The organism is Vibrio anguillarum (assembly GCF_003390515.1).
Taxonomy (GTDB): domain Bacteria; phylum Pseudomonadota; class Gammaproteobacteria; order Enterobacterales; family Vibrionaceae; genus Vibrio; species Vibrio anguillarum.
The window spans coordinates 566073-587313 of sequence record NZ_CP031479.1 but is presented as its reverse complement, the minus strand read 5'-3'; the positions used below and the strand labels follow the sequence as shown (position 1 = coordinate 587313).

Annotated in this window: 14 protein-coding genes; 11 read left to right on the top strand and 3 right to left on the bottom strand. The window is 47.4% G+C overall.

What is annotated here, in order from left to right:
* Positions 1-161 precede the first annotated feature (161 nt).
* The 3 genes from recQ (at position 162) to DD616_RS06785 (ending at position 2748) form a co-directional block, all read left to right on the top strand.
* Entirely contained in the window at positions 162-2000 is a 1839-nt protein-coding gene (gene recQ, locus DD616_RS06795) for an ATP-dependent DNA helicase RecQ (protein WP_064626057.1), read from the top strand.
* On the top strand, positions 1993-2295 hold the full coding sequence (locus tag DD616_RS06790) for a DUF3630 family protein (RefSeq protein ID WP_013855693.1): 303 nt from the start codon (positions 1993-1995) through the stop codon (positions 2293-2295). Before recQ ends, DD616_RS06790 begins: the two co-directional genes overlap by 8 nt.
* A gap of 90 nt (positions 2296-2385) precedes the next feature.
* The gene (locus DD616_RS06785; RefSeq protein WP_181185529.1) at positions 2386-2748 is read left to right on the top strand and encodes a hypothetical protein; all 363 of its coding nucleotides are present in this window, start codon (positions 2386-2388) and stop codon (positions 2746-2748) included.
* A 5-nt stretch (positions 2749-2753) separates the two neighbouring features.
* Here the strand turns inward: DD616_RS06785 and DD616_RS06780 are convergent, their stop codons facing one another.
* Positions 2754-3602, bottom strand: a complete 849-nt coding sequence (locus DD616_RS06780; RefSeq protein ID WP_170901208.1) for a MurR/RpiR family transcriptional regulator — start codon at positions 3600-3602, stop codon at positions 2754-2756.
* A gap of 241 nt (positions 3603-3843) precedes the next feature.
* On the opposite strand from DD616_RS06780, the gene murQ reads away from it, so the two are divergent.
* Both murQ and murP read left to right on the top strand, forming a co-directional pair.
* On the top strand, positions 3844-4746 hold the full coding sequence (murQ, locus tag DD616_RS06775) for an N-acetylmuramic acid 6-phosphate etherase (protein ID WP_017043039.1): 903 nt from the start codon (positions 3844-3846) through the stop codon (positions 4744-4746).
* 29 nt (positions 4747-4775) lie between these two features.
* Positions 4776-6224 carry a PTS N-acetylmuramic acid transporter subunit IIBC gene (gene murP, locus DD616_RS06770; RefSeq protein WP_208872109.1) on the top strand — a complete coding sequence of 483 codons (1449 nt, stop codon included), beginning with the start codon at positions 4776-4778 and terminating at the stop codon, positions 6222-6224.
* A gap of 148 nt (positions 6225-6372) precedes the next feature.
* On the opposite strand, the gene DD616_RS06765 is transcribed toward murP, so the two are convergent.
* A complete protein-coding gene (locus tag DD616_RS06765) occupies positions 6373-8205 on the bottom strand; it encodes an ABC transporter ATP-binding protein (RefSeq protein ID WP_017045934.1) in 1833 nt (610 codons plus the stop codon).
* A 143-nt stretch (positions 8206-8348) separates the two neighbouring features.
* Here DD616_RS06765 and DD616_RS06760 point away from each other — a divergent pair, with 143 nt between their 5' ends.
* The 4 genes from DD616_RS06760 to fhuB all read left to right on the top strand — a co-directional run bounded on the left by DD616_RS06760 (position 8349) and on the right by fhuB (position 14217).
* Positions 8349-10445: a TonB-dependent siderophore receptor gene (locus tag DD616_RS06760; protein ID WP_208872108.1), complete on the top strand. Its 2097-nt coding sequence runs from the start codon at positions 8349-8351 to the stop codon at positions 10443-10445.
* A gap of 105 nt (positions 10446-10550) precedes the next feature.
* On the top strand, positions 10551-11336 hold the full coding sequence (locus DD616_RS06755) for an ABC transporter ATP-binding protein (RefSeq protein WP_026028190.1): 786 nt from the start codon (positions 10551-10553) through the stop codon (positions 11334-11336).
* Positions 11327-12253, top strand: a complete 927-nt coding sequence (locus DD616_RS06750; RefSeq protein WP_208872107.1) for an iron-siderophore ABC transporter substrate-binding protein — start codon at positions 11327-11329, stop codon at positions 12251-12253. The genes DD616_RS06755 and DD616_RS06750 overlap by 10 nt, the downstream gene beginning before the upstream one ends.
* Positions 12250-14217 carry a Fe(3+)-hydroxamate ABC transporter permease FhuB gene (gene fhuB / locus DD616_RS06745; protein ID WP_208872106.1) on the top strand — a complete coding sequence of 656 codons (1968 nt, stop codon included), beginning with the start codon at positions 12250-12252 and terminating at the stop codon, positions 14215-14217. The genes DD616_RS06750 and fhuB overlap by 4 nt, the downstream gene beginning before the upstream one ends.
* 179 nt (positions 14218-14396) lie before the next feature.
* Here fhuB and DD616_RS06740 read toward each other — a convergent pair whose 3' ends face one another.
* Entirely contained in the window at positions 14397-14885 is a 489-nt protein-coding gene (locus tag DD616_RS06740) for a TIGR00645 family protein (protein WP_017045929.1), read from the bottom strand.
* Positions 14886-15173: 288 nt separating this feature from the next.
* Between DD616_RS06740 and DD616_RS06735 the strand changes: the two genes are divergently transcribed.
* Positions 15174-17972: a M16 family metallopeptidase gene (locus tag DD616_RS06735; protein ID WP_208872105.1), complete on the top strand. Its 2799-nt coding sequence runs from the start codon at positions 15174-15176 to the stop codon at positions 17970-17972.
* 331 nt (positions 17973-18303) lie between these two features.
* On the top strand, positions 18304-21192 hold the full coding sequence (locus tag DD616_RS06730) for an Ig-like domain-containing protein (RefSeq protein ID WP_208872104.1): 2889 nt from the start codon (positions 18304-18306) through the stop codon (positions 21190-21192).
* Positions 21193-21241: the final 49 nt, after the last annotated feature.

Below are 21241 nucleotides of genomic sequence, written 5' to 3'. Positions count from 1 at the left end.
ACCGCCTACTCGGGAGTTTGAGTGGCGAATAATGGCCGAGAATCAGGTGATTCGCTTTACCGCTACATTTTGCGGTTTTATTCACCATCGAACCCCACTACAATAAGACGCTTTGCGGTATAGCGGTTGCTCTACCCCTTTTGTTCACCCTTGGAAATTTCATGACCGCAACGTTAATGGCTCAACAAACCGATCCTCAACCTGAGACACCGCACAGTATTTTACAGACTGTGTTCGGTTATCAGTCGTTTCGTGTCGGCCAGCAAGAGGTGATTGACGCTTCGTTAGCGGGGCAAGATAGCTTAGTTATCATGCCAACGGGTGGGGGGAAATCGCTCTGTTATCAGATCCCTGCGTTAGTCAAAGAGGGCATCACTTTAGTCATCTCGCCGCTCATTTCGTTGATGAAAGACCAAGTGGATCAGCTCAAAGCCAACGGTGTCGCGGCTGAGTGTATTAATTCAAGTATGTCACGTGAGATGCTGATGTCGGTGTATAACCGAATGAACGCGGGGCAACTGAAGCTGATTTACGCGTCGCCTGAGCGCGTTTTGATGCCCGATTTCATCGAACGCTTGCAGCAGTTGCCATTGGCGATGATTGCTGTGGATGAAGCACACTGTATTTCTCAATGGGGGCACGATTTTCGCCCTGAGTATGCGGCGTTAGGCCAACTTAAACAGCATTTTTCACACGTGCCTTTTATGGCACTGACGGCAACGGCCGATGACGCCACGCGCGTGGATATTTTGCACCGTTTGCAGTTGCAAGAACCGCATGTCTATCTGGGCAGCTTTGATCGCCCTAATATCCGCTATACCTTGGTCGAAAAGCACAAACCGGTTTCACAGGTGATCCGCTATCTTGATACGCAAAGAGGACATTGCGGTATCATTTACTGTGGCAGTCGCAAAAAAGTAGAAATGCTGACAGAGAAACTGTGCAACAACCATTTACGAGCAGCCAGTTACCATGCGGGTATGGACGCCGATGAGCGCGCTTATGTGCAAGAAGCATTTCAGCGTGATGACATTCAGATAGTGGTCGCTACCGTCGCATTTGGAATGGGGATTAATAAACCCAACGTGCGTTTTGTGGTGCATTTTGATATTCCGCGCAACATCGAATCTTACTATCAAGAGACCGGGCGCGCCGGGCGAGACGGTTTGCCAGCCGAAGCGATGATGCTCTATGATCCGGCCGACATCAGTTGGCTGCGTCGAATGTTAGATGAGAAGCCGGAAGGGCCACAAAAGCAGGTGGAAAGCCATAAGTTGGGCGCGATGAGCGCTTTTGCTGAAGCACAAACTTGTCGCCGCCAAGTGTTGCTCAATTATTTTGGTGAATATCGAGATAAACCTTGCGGCAACTGCGATATCTGCCTTGATCCCCCCAAGCATTTCGATGCCACGCAAGAGGCGCAAAAAGCATTATCGTGCGTTTATCGCGTCAACCAAAGTTTCGGTATTGGTTATGTGGTGGAAGTGATGCGCGGTATGCAAAATATCCGTATTCGTGAAAATGGCCACGACAAGCTCACTACTTACGGCATTGGTCGCGATCATAGCCATGATTATTGGGTGAGTATTTTCCGTCAGTTGATCCATAAAGGGTTGTTGCAGCAAAACATTACTCGCAATTCGACCTTGCAGTTGACGGAAGAGGCGCGACCGCTGCTGCGTGGAGAAATGCCATTAGAGTTAGCTATTCCACGCTTAGACACAGCCGCTCGTGCGGCGAAATCAGATAAGTTATCCAACAAAAACTACGACAAACCACTGTTTGCCAAATTGCGTAAATTGCGTAAATCGATTGCTGATGAAGATGGCCTACCGCCTTACGTGGTCTTTAGTGATGCGACCTTAATTGATATGGCGGAAATATTGCCCACTTCGTACGGAGAAATGTTGGCCGTTAACGGCGTTGGGCAACGCAAGCTTGAAAAATACGCCGACCCATTTTTAGACCTGATTCAGGAGCACTTAACCCACCATGGCTGAGTTCGGTTTAGCTCACAATTTACAAGATGAAGGGCGACTCGTCCTGAGTACACCGCGTTTTGATGTCGATACTTTTCCTGCACTAGGCGAGCGTTTGGTCAAGCAGCTTTCGGCTACAGTGATAGAAAAACAGTGGGATGCGGACATTCACTCATGGTTGATTGATTTTGAAGGTTGCTTACTTTTTCTCAAAGCCGAGCATTACAGCGAGTCGGTTTGGCTTGAAGCACTTGCCATCAAAGAGAGCCAAGAAGAGTTGGCGTTTCTCGCACAATTATTAGCGCGAGGTTTCTAAGCGTGTAGATCAACTCTGCATATCCGCCTTTTGGTCCTTCATTATTAAGCCGCCATTGCTTATGATGAGGCAAACATCAAGGAGGCTGGCGTGAAATTTGAATCGATTCATCAAGAAGTTATCTCCGTTGAGCGTTTTACATGGCGCTGCTTACGCTATGCAGCGATCGCTGCGTTACTGCTGTTGGCTGGCCTCATTCCCGGAGTGGTGGGTTTTGTCTACCTAGCTGATCTCCCGGCGGCGCAAGCGTGGTTGAATGCGCTTTCGATGGTCAGTGGTCTCGAGCTTCCCTACCCGATAATCAATCTGCATCTTGCGCCGAGCTTGCATCTCTTTTTAGCCTTTTACAGCTTATTTATCGAAACTGTCTTTTTCGTTTCATTGGCTACCCTATTTGCACCGATCATTCATCGCGTTTTTCATCGCATGCACTGCATTGAAGAGAGCGATTAGTTCCGTTAAAAGATTTGACGAATATCAGATGAAATGTCTTGGATCAATTGACGCGCCGACTCGTCTCTTTGCTGTACAAGAGTAATAAACAACAGGTCGGTTAGAACGTTCTGCGCGGTGCGAGAGGCGATGGATGAGCTGCGATGTTCATTTTCATCGGCAATCGTATCAAAAGAGAGATCGGCTAATTCACGTAATCGATTTTTCTTCGGAGAGGTGAGCGCGATAACGCTTGCTCCTTGCTGCTTGGCCGCTTCGGCGGCAATCAAAATCTCTTTTCTCTCTCCTGAAAATGAAATCACAATTTGGACATCTTGCGCACCTAGCGTGCGTGCAGTGGCGATTTGTACGTGGCTATCTTGTTCTGTGAGCGCTGTGATGCCTAATTTCAGGAGCTTAAAAGCCAAATCTTTTGCGGTGAGCGCCGAGCCGCCGATGCCGATAATTTGCACGCGGTTGGCGAGGTTTATCCACTGTACTGCTTGGTTGAAATGGGGAAATGAAAGTGCGTTGGTGGTGTGAAACATCGCCTCTGTTTTCGCTTGCACCAATTTTTGTGCGATCACCGCCAGTGGGTCGTTAGCCAGAATATTGCTGTGCAGTGGCGTGGTCTGAAACGCCAATTTACGGCCAAGCTCTTCGGCCAGCGCTAACTTAAACTCACTGTAGCCCCTAAAGCCAATTTTCTGGGTAAATTTGACAATGCTTGATTGGCTGACTTTTGCGTGTTCGGCCAATGCTTGGCTGGTGGCGAGCGCGGCTTTTTCTGGATGAGCGATGATCCAATCGGCGATTTGTAATTCACTACGAGAGAGTTGAGTGCGGCGGCTGACGATTTTATGCATCACAGACATGCGCGATCCTTGTATTATTTAGAATAAATTATTCCAAATTTAAAATAACGAACATTAGTGTAGTGGTTTGTATTAACTAGCCTTTTGTTCAGAGACTTAAAAGATATCGGTGCATTGTAGGCCATTATTCCATGTAATGACTGGTCAAAGAATAACCTTTGTTGTGATTTTTGTCACTAAAATGGAATATTTTATTCCATAGAATCGCCCTCAGTTCCGAATTCAAACCGAGAAATAGACGATGAACCTAGACTTAACCCAGTTGGTTACCGAAAGCCGCAACCCTGCCAGTGCTGACATTGACACCCTTTCCACCTTAGAGATGTTGCAAGTCATTAACCGTGAAGATCAATTGGTCGCGTTAGCGGTTGAAAAAACCTTACCGCAGATAGCGCAAGCGGTGGATGCCATTACCTTGGCATTTCAAGCGGGTGGACGTTTGATCTACATGGGAGCGGGAACTTCCGGTCGCTTGGGGATTTTAGATGCTAGCGAGTGTCCACCCACCTACGGCTCTGATCCTAAACAAGTGGTTGGGCTTATTGCGGGCGGACACCCAGCGATTCTTAAAGCGGTTGAAAATGCCGAAGACAATGTTGAGCTTGGGCAAAGCGATCTGAAAAATATTAATTTGACCCGCAACGATGTGGTGGTGGGTATCGCCGCCAGTGGTCGCACACCCTATGCGCTAGGCGGTATGGCTTACGCTAAATCACTGGGTGCAACGGTTGTGGCAGTAGTGTGCAACCCAGATTGCGCGATGCAGCACGCGGCTGACATTGCCATTGTGCCTGTGGTGGGCGCGGAAGTGGTCACGGGCTCTTCACGTATGAAAGCGGGCACGGCGCAAAAACTGGTGCTTAACATGTTAACCAGCGGCGCGATGATTCGTTGCGGTAAAGTGTTTGGCAACCTTATGGTCGATGTCGAGGCGACCAACGCTAAGTTGATTCAGCGCCAAAATAACATTGTGGTCGAAGCGACAGGTTGCAGTAAAGAGGAAGCAGAACAAGCACTGAGCGCCTGCCATCGTCACTGTAAAACCGCCATTGTAATGATTCTTGCGGGGCTAAGCGCCGAGCAAGCGACGCAAAAACTGGCCAAGCATAATGGTTTTATTCGCGCGGCACTGAATGATCAATAACCCGACTGGATCTATCCAAGGATGTCCCAATGGCAAAAATAACCTCAAATATGATCGCCAAGCTGCTTAGTGCAGTCGGTGGTAGTGGCAATATCGGTAAGTGTGGCAACTGCATGACGCGCTTACGTTTAACATTAAATAATACGGCATTGGCCGATCAGGCTCTGCTGAAAACCCTTCCCGGCGTAATGGGCGTGGTGGAGAGTGACCAACAACTGCAGATCATTTTAGGCCCAGGCAAAGCGCAAACGGCGGCCGATATGATGAATGAGATGATCGCCAACGGTGACGGTGCTGAGACGGATATGGCCATAACTGCCGATCTATCCGCGATTGCTGCTGAGCAGAAAAAGCAGATGAAGAGCAAGCAGACCAGCGGCGTACAACGTTTTTTAAGCAAATTTGCGACCATTTTTACGCCGCTGATCCCGGGTTTCATTGCTGCGGGTTTGTTGCTTGGTTTTGCCACTTTGCTGGAGCAAATGTTCGTTATCGATCAATCGCCTAGCCAGTTTATGCTCGATCTCATTACTTATATGAAAGTGTTTGGTAAAGGGCTATTTGCTTTCTTGAGTATTTTAATTGGTTATAACGCGCAGCAAGCTTTCGGTGGCTCGGGTGTTAATGGTGCCATTTTAGCTTCGCTGTTTGTGCTGGGGTATAACCCAGAGGCGACAACGGGTATCTACTCAGGTATGAGTGAATTCTTTGGCTTCGCCATTGACCCACGCGGCAACATCATCGGGGTACTATTGGCCTCTATTTTGGGCGCGCAAGTAGAACGTAAAGTGCGCCAATACATGCCTGATGATTTGGATATGATCTTAACCTCTGTGGTGACGTTACTCATCATGGGCGCGGTGACTTTCTTGGTGATCATGCCGATTGGCGGTGAGCTGTTTAAAGGCATGTCATGGTTGTTTTTGAACCTCAATGATAACCCGTTGGGCGCGGCGTTACTGTCGGGTTTGTTCTTAATTTCGGTGGTGTTTGGTATTCACCAAGGATTTGTGCCAGTCTATTTTGCGCTGATGGATGTACAAGGGTTTAACTCTCTGTTTCCTATTTTGGCGATGGCGGGCGGCGGCCAAGTGGGAGCGTCACTGGCACTCTATTTTAAAGCGAATAAGGATGCGTTGCTGCGCACGCAAGTGAAAGGGGCGATCATTCCCGGTATTTTGGGAATTGGCGAACCACTGATTTATGGCGTGACCTTGCCGCGGGTTAAACCGTTTGTCACCGCTTGCATTGGTGGGGCGGCGGGCGGTTTCTTTGTCGGCTTAGTTTCTTACCTTGGTTTGCCAGTAGGATTAAATACGGTGTTTGGCCCGTCAGGCATTGTCGCCATTCCATTGATGACTTCCGAGCAAGGAATTTTTGCTGGGATGATGGTGTTTGTTGGCGGTCTTTTAATCTCCTACACTGTTGGCTTTCTCGCGACCTACTTTTTTGGCTGCAAAGATGTCGATTTAAGCTAATTCACCACCCCCCTATGTATGCAAAATAGTATGCAAAATACCTAAACTCGGAAGTGAGGGTATGGGGTGAAATAGCGCGGCCTTTAGCACATCTTCTTTCTCTGTTGGATGTGTCTAAAGGCCTTTTATTTGGCCTAAAGAGCATCCACTACGCAAGTTCGCCTATAAACCCACCCGTTTGATGTGCCCATAGCTGAGCATAAACGCCTTGTTGTTGCAGCAACTCTTGGTGTGAGCCTTGTTCAATGATTCGTCCTTCATCCAGCACGATTAAGCGATCCATGGCGGCAATGGTTGATAAACGGTGCGCAATGGCGATCACGGTTTTGTTTTCCATCAGCGTTTCAAAATTTTCTTGAATAGCCGCTTCCACTTCTGAATCTAGGGCCGAGGTGGCTTCATCCATGATCAGAATCGGCGCATTTTTTAATAGCACTCTGGCAATCGCAATGCGTTGGCGTTGGCCGCCAGAGAGTTTGACACCGCGTTCTCCCACTTGAACATCGTAGCCAAGGTTGCCATTCTCATCCTGCAACTGCGCGATAAAATCATGAGCATGCGCTTGACGGCTTGCTTCTATCAGCGCTTCTTCCCCGGCATCTGGGTTGCCATAGAGAATGTTGTCGCGGATTGAGCGGTGCAACAGAGAAGTATCTTGTGTGATCATACCAATGTGTTGGCGCAGTGAATCTTGGCTGACCTGCGAAATATCTTGCCCATCAATGCAGATTTTGCCGCCATTCAAATCGTAAAATCGCAGCAGCAAGTTAACCAGTGTGGATTTACCCGCGCCTGAACGACCCACTAACCCCACTTTTTCGCCCGCTTTTAACTCAAAGTTAAGCGCCTCAAACACAGTGTTCTCTTGTCCATAGTGAAAGTGAACGTTATGGAAGCTGATTTGCCCTTGCGTTACTTGCAGCGGCGGCGCATTGGCTACATCCGTTATGGTCACTGGTTGCGACAAGGTATTCATTCCATCCACCACAGTACCGATATTTTCAAATAGTGCGCTCACTTCCCACATGATCCATTTCGACATGCCTTGTACGCGCAGCGCAATGCTAATCGCAATCGCAATGACACCGACAGTCACTGAGGCATCGAGCCACAAATTGATTGATAAAGCGGCGATAGAAAACAGCAGTAAATAGTTGATGGCGTCAACACTCCATAACAGGCACGTCACCATGCGCATCTGTTGGTATACAGTGTTCAAAAACCGTTTCATGCTGCTTTTGGCGTACTGCATTTCTCGCTGTGAATGAGAAAACAGTTTCACGGTGGCAATGTTGGTGTAACTGTCGACTATGCTGCCCGTCATAGTTGAGCGAGCATCGGCTTGATCGGTCGCCACTTTTTTCATCTTGGGAATGAAATACAATTGAATGATGATGTAGGCCACGAGCCAAATCAGAATCGGGATCATCAAGATGCGGTCAGATTCGCCCATCATCCAAATCATCGAGACGAAGTAGACCGCGATGTAAACCAGTACATCGACCAGTTTCATCACTGTTTCTCGCACGGCGAGTGAACTTTGCATCACTTTGGTGGCGATCCGCCCCGCGAAATCGCGTTGGAAAAAACTGACGCTCTGTTTGAGTAAGTAGCGGTGGATCATCCAACGTATCGACATCGGGTAATTACCCAGTAGCGTTTGGTGCATGATCATGGAGTGGAAGAAAGCCAGCAGCGGCATAATGACCACCACCAGCGCGGCCATTACCCACAAGCGGTCACTTTGATCAGCCCAGAATGTGGCACGTTGTTGGCTGCCAAGCATATCAACCAATTCACCCATATAGCGAATGAGGGTGACTTCGGCAATCGCCACACAAGCACTGAGCAGTGACATGACCAATAACGGTACTTCAAAACCCCGCGTGTAATGACGGCAGAAGGCTAATAAGGAGTTAGGCGGTTGTTGCGGCTCTTCTTTAGGAAACGCCGTCGTGAGATTTTCAAACCATTGAAACATAGGTGATCAACTTATGGTGATGTGCGAGTGAGATTCATTCTTATTTTTATCTGTTAAATATTGAATTTATCAGTAAAATGACGGGCAATAATAATGATAATAAAAACGTTTCTCAAACTAATTAAAGCAGGAGGTATCCTTTAATGGATCTCATTCGCCCAAGCTTGCTGGGGACAGCAATTCACAACATATTAAAAATCAGCGCATTACCTTGTCTGTTCATGGTTTCGGCTACGGCACAAGCTGAGCAAACACCACCACAAGTTTTAGACACGATCGTGGTAACGGCATCGGCATTGAAAGTCGATACCCCGACACAAGAAACCGCAAAGTCGGTCACTGTCATTGAACGTGATGAACTCGACCAGCATAACGTACAAAAACTGGATGAAGCATTGCGCTATACGCCGGGGTACACCTCACCTTATGGCGCGGATAACGACGCCGAGTGGATGTTTGTGCGTGGTTTTGAACCGAGTGTCTATCTCGATGGTAACCGTCTTTATAAAGAAGGTTTCTTTGCTTGGACGGTTGAACCCTTTGGTTTAGAGCGAGTTGAATTGGTGAAAGGCCCGTCTTCGGTGCTGTATGGTGAGTCCATGCCGGGCGGTATTGCCAACGTGGTGCAGAAAAAGCCGACCGATGGGGCGCAGCATTCCGTATCTCTGTCGGTGGGGAATAAAAATTACCAGCAGTTGGGTGTCGATATTGCCGATTGGGCCAACCAAGATGGCAGCCAGCGCTACCGCTTGGTGGCGATGGTTAATCAAAAAGAGGGTGAATTGGATGGCATTGAGAGCCAGCGCGTTTATGTTGCGCCAAGCTACGCTATCGATTTATCAGATCAAACCACGCTAACGCTGATGGCCACTTTCTTGAAAGATAACGGCGTGCCACAAAACGGTTTCTTCCCAAGCGATGGCACATTAGTGGCGCTGCCCAATGGCGAGACGATTGCGCCTAACCGCAACTTTGGCGAGCCGGATCACGATGATTTCGATAAAACACAACTGTCGTTCGGCTACCAACTCTCTCATCAACTGAACGACACTTGGAGCCTCAAGCAAAACTTCAACTACGCCTATGTTGATCTGTACCTACGAAGTTCTTCGGCCTATCAAAATGCTTGGCAAGACAGCGACCCATACACATTGGCACGTTATACCTTGATCAATGATGGTGATGCACACAGCGTAACCTTAGATAACAACGCCCAAGCACAGTGGCAAAGTAGCCAATTTGAGCACCGCTTACTGACCGGGTTTGACATTCAGTATCACCAAAATAAATGGCTGGGTAATGGCACTGGTTCACAGGTGGGCGTGATCAACAGCCTTAATCCGACCTACGGCAATGTGCCTGATCTCTCAAGCAGCTTGTATGACAATGAGATTGTCAAACAGCAACTGGGAGTGTACGCGCAATATCAAACGAAGTGGCAACAGAAATGGGTGCTGAATTTAGGTGGCCGCTACGACAAAATTGATGTTGAAAGCAAAGGTTTGAATAAAGATGAGCTTGATGATGGCCAACTGTCATTAAACAGCGGTTTGATCTATTTAGCCGATAATGGTTTGTCACCTTATGTGAGCTACTCGGAATCTTTCTATGTGATCAGCAGCTTAGATTTTACCACCAACAAACTCTACAAACCCGTTGAGAGCAACCAAACCGAGGTGGGTGTGAAATACATGCCAAGCTGGCTCGATGGCTATGTCAATCTGGCGTGGTTTGATATCGACCAGAAAAACGCAACCGCCTCTACCGTCGGCAGCAATGGCGCGTTAACCACCAGTCAATCGGGCACAAAAACCAATACGCAAGGGTTCGAAGTGGAAGCTCGCATGGCTGTGACAGAGAATCTGATGCTGAATGCCAGCTACACCTATCTCGATGCTCATACGGGTGAAGGAACGAGCCAGAAGCGCAAGTCGATGATTCCGCGCCACTTAGCGACAGGTTGGGCGAGCTATGATTTTGCAGGCCTTGGGATTGAGGGGCTGACGTTGGGCTCTGGCGTGCGTTATACCGGAACGTCTGTGGATGCCTCGCTCGATAAAAAGGTGCCTGCTTATATGCTGTGGGATGCAATGGCAAGCTACGCCATCAATACACAGTGGGATGTGCAGGTTAACCTCAATAATATTTTGGATGACGAGTCCCTCGCTGGTTGTGATTTCGGAACCTGCTATTACGGCGAATCACGTCGTATGGTGGCAAGCGTGAATTACCGCTGGTAAGCCAGCATGAACTCACCTTCGCTGAAGGTGAGTTTGACGGTTTTTGAACATTCCCGCGCCGGCGGGGATGTGTGTTTTAGGTGGTTCGATTTTTGGGGGAGAGTGATGTTTACCTTATCAAATGTTCAAGTGGTGCGCGGTGGACGAAGCATTTTATCCATTGAATCACTGAATATTCCCACCACAGAGTTAACTGTGGTACTCGGCCATAATGGCTCTGGTAAATCCACGCTGGTGAGTTTGATTTCTGGTCAGCAAGCACCTGACCGTGGCGACGTGTTACTTAACCAGCAGCCGATTGCCGAGCTCAGCGCCAGAGCGCTGGCTAAAGCGGTGGCGTTTTTGCCACAAAAATTGCCAACTTCAGCGGGGTTAACGGTACGAGAGTTAGTGCGCCTTGGGCGTTTTCCGTGGCGTGGTCCTTTTGGTCGCTGGCAAAATCAGGATGAAGTGATCATCGATCAAGCGATCGCCCAAACCGGCGTCACTGAATTTGCCTATACCTTGGCAGATGAATTGTCTGGCGGTGAAAGGCAACGCGCTTGGGTGGCGATGCTGTTGGCGCAGCAGTCTCCGGTGCTGATTTTAGATGAGCCAACCTCGGCGTTAGATGTGCAGCACCAATATCAGTTAATGGCTCTGCTTGCGCAATTAAACCAAACACAAGGCTGCGGAATTATCGTCATTTTGCATGATCTGAACCTTGCGCTACGTTACGCGACCCATATTGTTGCGCTCAAGCAGGGCAAGGTTGCTTTTGAAGGCGATGCCTCTTTATTGGCCGATGAAGCACGTTTATCGGCGCTTTATCAAACGCCGATTCAACTGTTGGATCACCCAATGTCCAATTCAGATTCTCACACGCATAAGGTCGCGATTGTATGTGCTTAAACCTTGTAAAGCGCTGGCTGGTTGCTGGCTTACTCTCTGTTTTTTCGAGTGTCGCTTTTAGCGCGCCATTGACCGTACACGACAGCCGCGGAGAGCAAACTCTACAGCAGCGGCCACAACGTGTGGTGGTGCTCAATTGGGATTTACTTGAGCAAGTGATTGAACTGGGTATCACACCCGTTGGCGCGCCAGAGCTTGCCAGTTATCAAGAGTGGGTTGTCAAACCGCAAGTGCCGCAAGGGGTAGAAGATATCGGCACGCGCGTTGAACCCAATTTGGAAAAAATTGCTGCACTGAAACCAGATCTCATTCTCGCTGCTGCGCCGCAGCAAGATTTAATCACACCGTTAGAGCGCATTGCTCCGGTGCTCTATTTCTCTAATTTTCAAGCCAGTGATGACAGTGGCGCAGTCGCGATTGACCATTTTCACCAATTAGCGCAGCTCTTTGACAAGCAAACGCTCGCCGAGCAAAAACTGACCACAATGACGGAACGTTTTGCGCAGTTAAAAGCACAAATTGACATCGCATTTTCTCATCAAACACCCGCGGTGGTGGCGATGCGTTTTGCTAATCCAACCTCGGTGTTCCTTTACGGTGAAAACTCCACCACTCATTATGTGCTGAAGCAATTGGGCTTGCATGAAGCGCTGCCTCAGCCCGCCAAAGAGTGGGGGATTGTGCAACATCGGTTAACGGATTTGCAGTATGTTGAGCAAGGTTATGTGCTCTATTTCTTGCCATTTGCCCAGCAAGCACAGCTAGAAAAATCAATGCTTTGGCAAGCGATGCCGTTTGTGCGTCAAGCGCGAGTGAACTCGGTTGAGAGTGTCTGGAACTACGGCGGCGCGATGTCACTACAATACATTGCAGAAGCGCTGACACGCAGTTTGCTTGAGGTTGCGCCTAAGTCATGAACGGAAAAGAGTTTCTCGCACTGAGTAGTGCGCTGCTGCTTGTGGCAATGCTCAGTGTGCAAATTGGCAATGGCGTTGATCTAGTCACGCAATGGCAACTGTTGTGGACGCAACGTGAAGCGAGCTCTTTTGCTGAGTTCAATTTCCTATATGGTCAATTGCCCCGTTTGGTGATGACGTTGCTGGTGGGCGCGATGTTGGGTTTGGTCGGCAGTGTGATGCAACAACTGACGCAGAATAACCTCACTTCACCATTGACTCTAGGCACCTCATCTGGAGCTTGGCTGGCGCTGATTATTCTCAACATTGGTTTTCCAAGCCTAGTTGCCAGTTACAGCGCGTTGGCGGCAATGAGTGGTGCTTTGCTCGCATTTGCGTTGATCGTGGTGATTGCGGGCGTGCGTAATATGACTGGCTTACCGTTAATTGTGGCAGGCATGGTGGTGAACCTGCTACTTGGCGCGATTGCGACGGCACTGATTCTACTCAATGAACAATACGCCAAAAACGTCTTCATGTGGGGCGCGGGCGATCTGGCGCAAAATGGCTGGGATTGGGTGCAGTGGTTGCTGCCGCGGTTATCGGTCTCCTTATTGATTTTACTGTTTGCGCCAAGGGTTCTGACGTTATTGCGTTTAGGTCATCAAGGTGCTGCAGCTCGTGGTCTGCCTGTCATTCCTGCATTTTTAATCTTAATGGTGCTCGGGATTTGGTTGGTTTCAGCCTCGATTACAGCGGTGGGCGTCATCAGTTTTATCGGGCTACTCACACCAAACATCGCCCGTGCTATGGGGGCAAGAACGCCCAAACAAGAGCTCTATTCGAGCTTACTGCTTGGCGCGTTACTGCTTTTATTAACCGATATGCTCGCAATGTGCTTGAGCCTATGGACTACGCAAGTCATCGCCAGCGGTATCACAGCCGCGGCGATTGGCGCGCCCGCATTGATCTGGTTTAGTCGCCGTCAGCTCAAGGCGCAAGATACCTTGACTATCTCACTGCCTCAGTCGCGCGCATCATTAAGCCGTGTCGCACTATTGGGGGTGTTGTTAATGATGCTGGCAGCACTTGGGTTGCATACGTTGTTTCAAATGAACGAACTCAGTTGGCAATTGGCGCTGCCAAGCAGCTATCAGTGGTCATTACGCTGGCCGCGCATGCTCACCGCATTGTGTGCCGGTATTGGTCTTGCCCTAGCAGGTAGCATTTTGCAACGTTTGATATACAACCCGTTAGCCAGCCCAGATATTTTAGGGGTCTCGTCAGGGGCGACGTTTGCGTTGGTGTTTGCCAATCTCTTTTTAGGTCAAAGCTTGTTAGCCGCCCATTGGGTGACAGCGTTGTTGGGTAGTTTGCTGGTGTTGGCGGCATTAGTTGTACTGGGTAAGCGCCATCAATACGCCGCGTCGAGTTTGATTTTAACCGGGATAGCCATCACGGCACTGCTTGAATCCTTAGTGCAATTTTGCTTGGCTAAAGGGTCAGAAGACAGTTATCGAATTTTACAGTGGTTGGCAGGCTCAACCTATCGCGTTACGCCTGATCAAGCGCTGTTGCTGGCCGTTTTGGTGCTGTTGCTGGCCGCGGCCACCATCGCACTGTCGCGTTGGCTGACTTTAATCTCCATTGGTCGTCGTTTTGCCAGTGCGCGCGGCGTTAATGCGCAAAGCACCAGTTTGATTTTATTGACCATTGTGGCGCTGTTATGTGCGCTGGTGACGGCGACGATGGGGCCAGTGTCGTTTGTGGGTTTGATCGCGCCGCACATGGCGATGATGCTAGGCGCACAGCAAAGTAAAACCCAACTGCTGGTGGCAAGTTTAGTCGGTGCATCATTAATGTTGTGGGCAGATTGGCTCGGACAGGTGATCGTTTATCCGATGCAAATTGCGGCTGGCACGCTCGTGGCGATTCTCGGTGGGAGCTATTTCTTGCTGTTACTGTTGGTCAATCGTTCAAAATAAGCTCAGTCTATTTACCATTGGCATCGATGGTATTTAGCATCGTAACAAAGCTGCTCACTGTGCCAGATAAGTCGTTTTTCTTATTAATAAAATGATGGTAGTGCATTGGCATAGCAACGATATGTAACCCACATGATCGATAGTGTGAACGAATAGCCCTGTGTATACAGGGCTTGCGGCTATTTTTTGGTGATTTTATCTAAATAACCCATCGCAAAGGCCGATAAGACAAAGGTAATGTGCAGCAGTAAGTACCACTTGATTTTTTCACTGTCGATATTTTCAGTGTTCATGAAGACTTTCAGCAAATGAATTGAGGAGATGGCGACAATCGATGCCGAAACCTTATTTTTCAACGATCCTGTGTCTAATTTTCCGAGCCAGCCAAGCTTATCATCCTCTTCGGCGATATCAATTTTAGAGACAAAATTCTCATAGCCTGAAAACATTACCATCACAATCAACCCACCAACCAATGAAATATCAATCAAAGAAAGTGTCACTAAAATCAGGCTGACTTCATCGGTGCTCAAGATGTTAGGTAGCAGATGAAACACTTCTTGGAAAAATTTAATGCCTAATGCCAGCAGCACTAAACTTAACCCCAAATAGATAGGAGCCATAATCCAGCGCGCTGAATAGAGTAGTTTTTCGACGATATTTTCCATAATTATTCCGTTTATGATCTCCACGAAGTATGTGGAATAAGGGGTGATAATACTGTGTTTTCTTGTGATTTGGCTACGTTATTGCACAAAGTTTTTGTAGAGCAATATAAGCCAGCTAAGCTGATATTCAAGGGGGTGTGATACGCGTTTGATCACCATGGCATGATGTTGAAAATATTGTACTGTTTTGTATGGAATTGTCTTGATGTATTTATAAATTCAATAAATGGGTGATAATAAGCGCTCAATTCGAATGAGTGTCGTTCCATACATACTGAGAATCTTAATTTGCGTAATATTCTATTTTTTCACCCATTGAGCTTATTATTGCTGCTTGTCATATCGGCCAGTTCACTATCGACGGAGTTACCTAAAAGTCATCGCATTCACGAAGGTCAGCTTGAAAACGGCTTAAGGTACCAATTAGTCCATAACACGACACCTGCTCATGCTGTCATTATGCGTATGCGCATTGCGGGTGGTTCTTTAGTCGAGTCAGATCAAGAACAAGGCTTGATGCATCTTTTAGAACACATGGCGTTTAAAGGTTCGGACTCTGTAGCCGAAGGGGAGATGATTCGCCAACTTGAACGCTTAGGATTAAGTTTTGGATCCGATACCAATGCGGTGACTCAATTCAATCAAACCGTGTATGAGTTCAATATTGCTCAAGGAGACTCACAAAAAGTAGCAACTGGTTTGTGGCTTATGAGAGAGATTGCGGATCGCCTTAAGCTTGAACCAAAGGCGTTGGAGCAAGAAAAACCGGTTGTTGTGGCGGAATGGAAAGAGAGAAATTCCGCTGATGTTGAGAATTATCGTCAACAGCTGAGCTTCTTATATCCTAGGATCCCTTTGTCAAAACGTTTGCCAATTGGTGATCTCGATGTAGTAAAACATGCTAGCTCAGAGCAGTTACGTTCACTCTATCAACGTTTTTATACGCCAGAACGTACCACGATCATTGTGGTGGGAGACCTTGATGTTGCTCAGGCCGAAGAGCAGATCAAACGACTTTTTTCTAACTGGGTACCTCACCGGGATGCGGTACCGCTACGGGCTGACCATTTGATGTTGCCTGCAGTAAGGACACACTTGCAAGCCGATGTTTTCTTTGATGCTCGCTTGCCGACCCAAATTTCGCTTGGTGTGATTGCACCACAAGAGCGACAAGCAGATAGCGTTGAAAGTCGCCATGAAATGATCCTTGAATCAATATTGTCGAACTTACTCTACCAACGGTTACTTCCCCATCTGATAGACCAAGAGGGGATAACGAATGCTTTTGTTAATATTGAACAAGATTTCGGTATCGCATCACGGATGGAATTGTCACTGGTAACCTTGCCCGAGCAGTGGCGGCATGGGCTAACATTACTTGAACAGACAGTGCGACAAGCGATTCGATATGGCTTTAATCAGAGCGAAATTGATCAAGCGATCAAGGCAATACATGCTGATTATCAGCAAAGAGCAGCAAGTAGCGATACCTTGCATAGTTTTTCGATTGCGCAAGGTCTAGTGACAAGTGATGCTCAGCAATTTGTCCCGATTGAACCGACGTTCGCGCTTGCTCTTTTTGAAGCTTATCAACCTCAAATCACCGCCGCTCGATTGCACGACCTGCTTACAGAACGTTGGCAAGGTAAGCCGTGGATTTATCTTTCTGGGCCATACAAGGTTGAGAAAATCAATCAAACGCTACTCGATGTATATGAACAAAGCCAAAAACAGCCAGTAGAGCCTTATCAAATATCATCGGTCGAGGCATTTGCCTACCGTGAATTTGGTGAGGCGGGCACGCTCGTTCACGACAAGCGAGATCCCGAAACGGGGATTCGGATGTTGAAATTTGCCAATGGCGTTAAGCTCAACATCAAGCCAACTGAGTTAGAGAAAAACGTCATCTACCTCAATCTTGCATTAGGTTTTGGCGAATATCCGTTACCTAGAAAAGAGGGCATTCAGGCACTGTTTAATGATGGCTTTGTTGCTGGTGGGTTAGAGCAGCATTCGTTTCAGCAGTTAATTCATCTCTTTTCTGCTGCCAATGTGACGACGGGGTTCAATGTCGGAACGCTTGGTTTTGCGAGTCAGGATTTCACCAATCAAGCGTCGCTTGACCAACAGTTAGCACTGCAAACGGCATTTTTAACGAGCCCGGGCTGGCGAGAAGAGGGGATGAACCAATTTCGTCAACGAGTACAGGCAGCGAGTAACAGCCAGAACACGACGCCAGAAGAGGCATTTTGGACGGTGTTACCTGAATTATTGCACCCTGACGACCCACGATTTCGTAGCCATGACGAGGAACTGTTAAAGCGTCATTTTTCAGAATTAGTTCCAGTGTTTGCCTCGGCGGTAGATAAAGGCCTTTTAGAAATTGCCATTGTGGGTGATCTTGACGAAGAGAAAACGATTCAATCGGTTGCTAAAACGCTGGGCGCTTTGCCGCGTCATCCAGAAAAAGAGCTGCAAGTTGAGCGCGTTGAGTTTCCACCAGTGCCTGCATCACATATTGTTGAGCATCAAGGTTCAGCCAATGCCGCGGCATTGGCTTGGCTGTGGCCAACGACTGATAAGGTGAATGCCGAACACTACGCAAAACTGATGCTGCTTGAAGAGGTTCTCAGTATTTTGTTGACGGAAGAAGTGAGAGAAAAGGCTGGCGCGAGTTACTCACCTTACCCATTTAGCAGCAATGATTTTCTTCCCACAGGATTTGGTTATTTGGGGCTGTTCAGTGTGACAGACACAACGCAACTTAAATTAGTGGAAGAGAGTTTCGATGCGGTATTGTCTCGAGTGAAAGCTGATCATGGCATTGATGCTGATATGTTGCAACGAGCGAAACAACCGCTTCTACAATGGTTAGATAGCCTGCCAGAAAAGAATGTATTTTGGCTTGATGTCGCATCGTTAACTCAAACTTATCCGCATCGCTATAGTCGTTGGCAGGAGGTTCGTCACGCCATCAATCAGGTGAGTACGAATGATCTGCGTCATGTTGCTAATCAATATTTACAAGCAGACAAACGACTGAGTGTTAAAATATTACCCAGCACTACCTCTGCAATCTCAAAATAAAATGAGCCTCCTATTGGGGGCTCATTTTTATGATGAAACTTATCACTTTGTTATATTTTTCTTGGACTAATGTCACTTATTTAAATATGGATAATATAATATTTATTTTTACATTTAATTAGAATAAAAAATCAGGTTTTTTCATGTTTTTAATTTATCTTAAAATGTAATCAATATAATTTAATGCATTCATGCTGATTATTTAGATTTTAAATAAATATTGATTGTCATTCCAAAAATTATTTTAAGCGAAAATTGTTGATGTTAATTATTAACGGTGGTGCTAATAAATATACTGAATATTATAAATTTAATATGAGGGTATAAAATAATGTTTAATCAAAAAAACACGCCAGTCTCAATGGCCGACAAAAACTATTACCGGGTCTTAGGCCTAACCATGCTTTTTTCGGGTCTATTGCTAAACCCAATATCTCAGGCTATTGCTGTTGAGTTTAGCGCGGATGCGGTAGCTGAGTCAGAGGGGCAGTGGTGGAGCACTTACACCTTAGCGATTAAAAATACAGGAGCAGAGTCAGCGGATATGCGCGATGCGGTAATCGAATTTGTATTACCCGTTGCGATTAACGATATAGGTTGGCAATCATCGGCGCTATCCCATCCTACGTGGAGTCTATCTCATACCGCTCAAGCGGGCGGTATTCTCCATTCAGTGGCGCTTAAATTCCCTGAAGGTGCTTGGGTTGACAGCGTTCTGAATTCCTCAGAATCACTCTCCTTGACGATCGCTTTTGCTGGTTCATTGGAAAACCTGAGTGCTTTTGAAGATTCTGTTATTGTGAAAATGGAAGGGGGCATCACACCACCGCCCGATTTTTCACTAGATATTCTTTCTCCAGCGCCAAATTCAGTGGTATACACGGGCACAGACGTTAGCATTATGGCTCGTGTTGATGGTGAGAGTGCCGGTAAGCTTGAGTTTTGGGCTAACCAAGACAAAATTGCTCAACAACCATTGAAGCAAGGTGTCACCGAGTATCAGCAAGTGTGGCAACCGAAAGAAATAGGAGCCGCTTCCATTTCAGTTATCGCGTTCAATGAGGAAGGCGATAAGCTCTCTGAGCAAAGCGTGCCTGTTTCTGTCGAGTCAGAATCGACGGCGCCTAATCCTCCGGTCGTTGAGTTCATTTCCCCAGAAGCGGGATCATCCCACCCACAAGGTACAAGTTTGACGATCTCTGCTGAAGTGACCGATGCTGATAATGATCTGGCTACCGTTAAATTTTTTGCTAATGACACCGAAGTTTGCAGTATCGATGCCAAAACAGAGCAAGTGTTCTCTTGTGACTGGACCCCTCAAACGGCCGGAAGCGCTGCATTACGTGTTGAAGCGCAAGATGATGAACGGCATGTAACACAAAAAAATCTGACGATTACGGTTACTGATGTGAGTGGTAGTTGCGGTGACGTTGCTCAGTACCAAGATGGCGTGAGCTATCAAGTGGGAGATGAGGTAACCAATATTGGCCATATCTACGCATGTAAAATCGCAGGTTGGTGTGGTAACCCAGTATGGACACCGGGTACTGGGCATCCAAATTATCCAGATGCATGGAAAGATGCATGGAATGACGTTGGTGAGTGCGATCCTAACCCTGTTCCTGAAGTGCATGTTCAATCGCCAGAAAATGGACAAAAAATAGCACCCAATCAGCCATTTGAGGTGGTCGTTGAGGCGACCGACGATACCCAAGTGGCGCGTGTCGATGTTCAATTGAATGGCGAAGTCGTTGCAACATCCACCTCTTCTTCGGGCGATCTCTATACCATCACTGTACCTGCTCAAGTTGAAGGACAATACACACTCACGGTTGCCGCGTATGACGATCAAGGTGCAAGTGCTCAAACTGCACCGATTTCGATTGCCATTACTGATAAAGATCTGCTGGTGTCACTCTCTGCCCCTGTAGACGGTTCAAGTTTCTTTGAAGGCCGAGCGATCTCAATCAAAGCGGATGCTAAGAGCTATGAAGGCGAGGTGACGTCCGTGACGTTTATTGCCAACGGCAAGGTACTGAATCAAGACACCGAAGCACCTTATGAATATGAGTGGATTGGAGCGCAAGCAGGTAACTACGCTATTTACGCAAAGGCGCTCAACAGTGCCAATCAAGAGCAAATGTCGGCCCCATCCAATATTACAGTGAAAGAGAGTACCGGTGGTGGTGGCCTTGCCGATAACCCAGACCGTGCCATTAGTTATCTCACTTCTTGGGGATTAAACGATTATGAAAAACTGTTTAATTCTGAAGGTGACGGTTATTTATTATCGTTTGGTAAATGGGATGCTAGCGGTAACATTACGATTTCTGATGACATGGTAACCCCACCAAGTTACAACCCAGATTGGATGCCATCTCAGTACTTAGCGTGGTCAACCTTAAAACACGATAATAGCAATGTCACCATGATGGTCGCGTTTGGTGGTCAAACTTATGAAAGTATTTGGTCTGCGATTGGTAGCGATGCAAATCGGGAGGCGGTGGCCAATGGCCTCGTTGAATTGGTCAACAAACCCTTCCCTGTCTATAAGAAGAACCTAAAACCAGAAGAGGTGGTGGGTGACTGCCTTGCGACGGGTGGTGATGGCCAATGTGATTACAGCAAGTACCAATTAGCGGGTTATGTGCAAATCGATGGTCTTGACTTCGACTTCGAGAAAGCAGCGCGCATTACCGATAAAGAGAACCAAGACCTAACCGCATTGATTAAACTGATACGCCAAAAAGTGGGAGACAATAAAGTGTTGTCGCTGACCACATACCATGTCGGTGCTGATCCTGTGGCATGCATGGATTCAAGTGTGTTTGAAAATTGTTCTTACGTTGAGCCATCAGGTCGCTCGTCTCACCATGGTGAAGTGATCGATCTGTTACAAGCAACCAAGAACGATTTCGATTTCTTCAACGTCATGACCTATGACGCCGGCCAAAACTTCCTCTACGATGTCGCGATGGCCAATTACGCTCAATACATTGGAGACAAGTCGAAAATTGTTTTGGGCAATACGATCAATAGCCAGTGGGGGCCAAACGGCAATTTTGTGGAGAGCCGTGAAAACAACCTCAATCGTGCCAAGTGGCAAAAAGAGAATGGTTACGGTGGTTTCTTTATCTGGGCGTTGGGTTCAAATAATCAAAGTCTGAGCATGGAACAGCAAGTCGAGTACTTCAACGAAATGATCAGTGTCAGTAAGTAGCCTGCATGGTTACTTTGTGAGTTAACTAGATAACGGAAGGCCATGGTGC

Excerpts from the sequence above, each read along its gene's own strand:
- recQ (WP_064626057.1), top strand. The coding sequence starts at position 162 with ATGACCGCAACGTTAATGGCTCAACAAACCGATCCTCAACCTGAGACA.
- DD616_RS06790 (WP_013855693.1), top strand. The coding sequence starts at position 1,993 with ATGGCTGAGTTCGGTTTAGCTCACAATTTACAAGATGAAGGGCGACTC.
- DD616_RS06780 (WP_170901208.1), bottom strand. The coding sequence starts at position 3,602 with ATGTCTGTGATGCATAAAATCGTCAGCCGCCGCACTCAACTCTCTCGT.
- murQ (WP_017043039.1), top strand. The coding sequence starts at position 3,844 with ATGAACCTAGACTTAACCCAGTTGGTTACCGAAAGCCGCAACCCTGCC.
- murP (WP_208872109.1), top strand. The coding sequence starts at position 4,776 with ATGGCAAAAATAACCTCAAATATGATCGCCAAGCTGCTTAGTGCAGTC.
- DD616_RS06765 (WP_017045934.1), bottom strand. The coding sequence starts at position 8,205 with ATGTTTCAATGGTTTGAAAATCTCACGACGGCGTTTCCTAAAGAAGAG.
- DD616_RS06760 (WP_208872108.1), top strand. The coding sequence starts at position 8,349 with ATGGATCTCATTCGCCCAAGCTTGCTGGGGACAGCAATTCACAACATA.
- DD616_RS06755 (WP_026028190.1), top strand. The coding sequence starts at position 10,551 with ATGTTTACCTTATCAAATGTTCAAGTGGTGCGCGGTGGACGAAGCATT.
- DD616_RS06750 (WP_208872107.1), top strand. The coding sequence starts at position 11,327 with ATGTGCTTAAACCTTGTAAAGCGCTGGCTGGTTGCTGGCTTACTCTCT.
- fhuB (WP_208872106.1), top strand. The coding sequence starts at position 12,250 with ATGAACGGAAAAGAGTTTCTCGCACTGAGTAGTGCGCTGCTGCTTGTG.
- DD616_RS06740 (WP_017045929.1), bottom strand. The coding sequence starts at position 14,885 with ATGGAAAATATCGTCGAAAAACTACTCTATTCAGCGCGCTGGATTATG.
- DD616_RS06730 (WP_208872104.1), top strand. The coding sequence starts at position 18,304 with ATGTTTAATCAAAAAAACACGCCAGTCTCAATGGCCGACAAAAACTAT.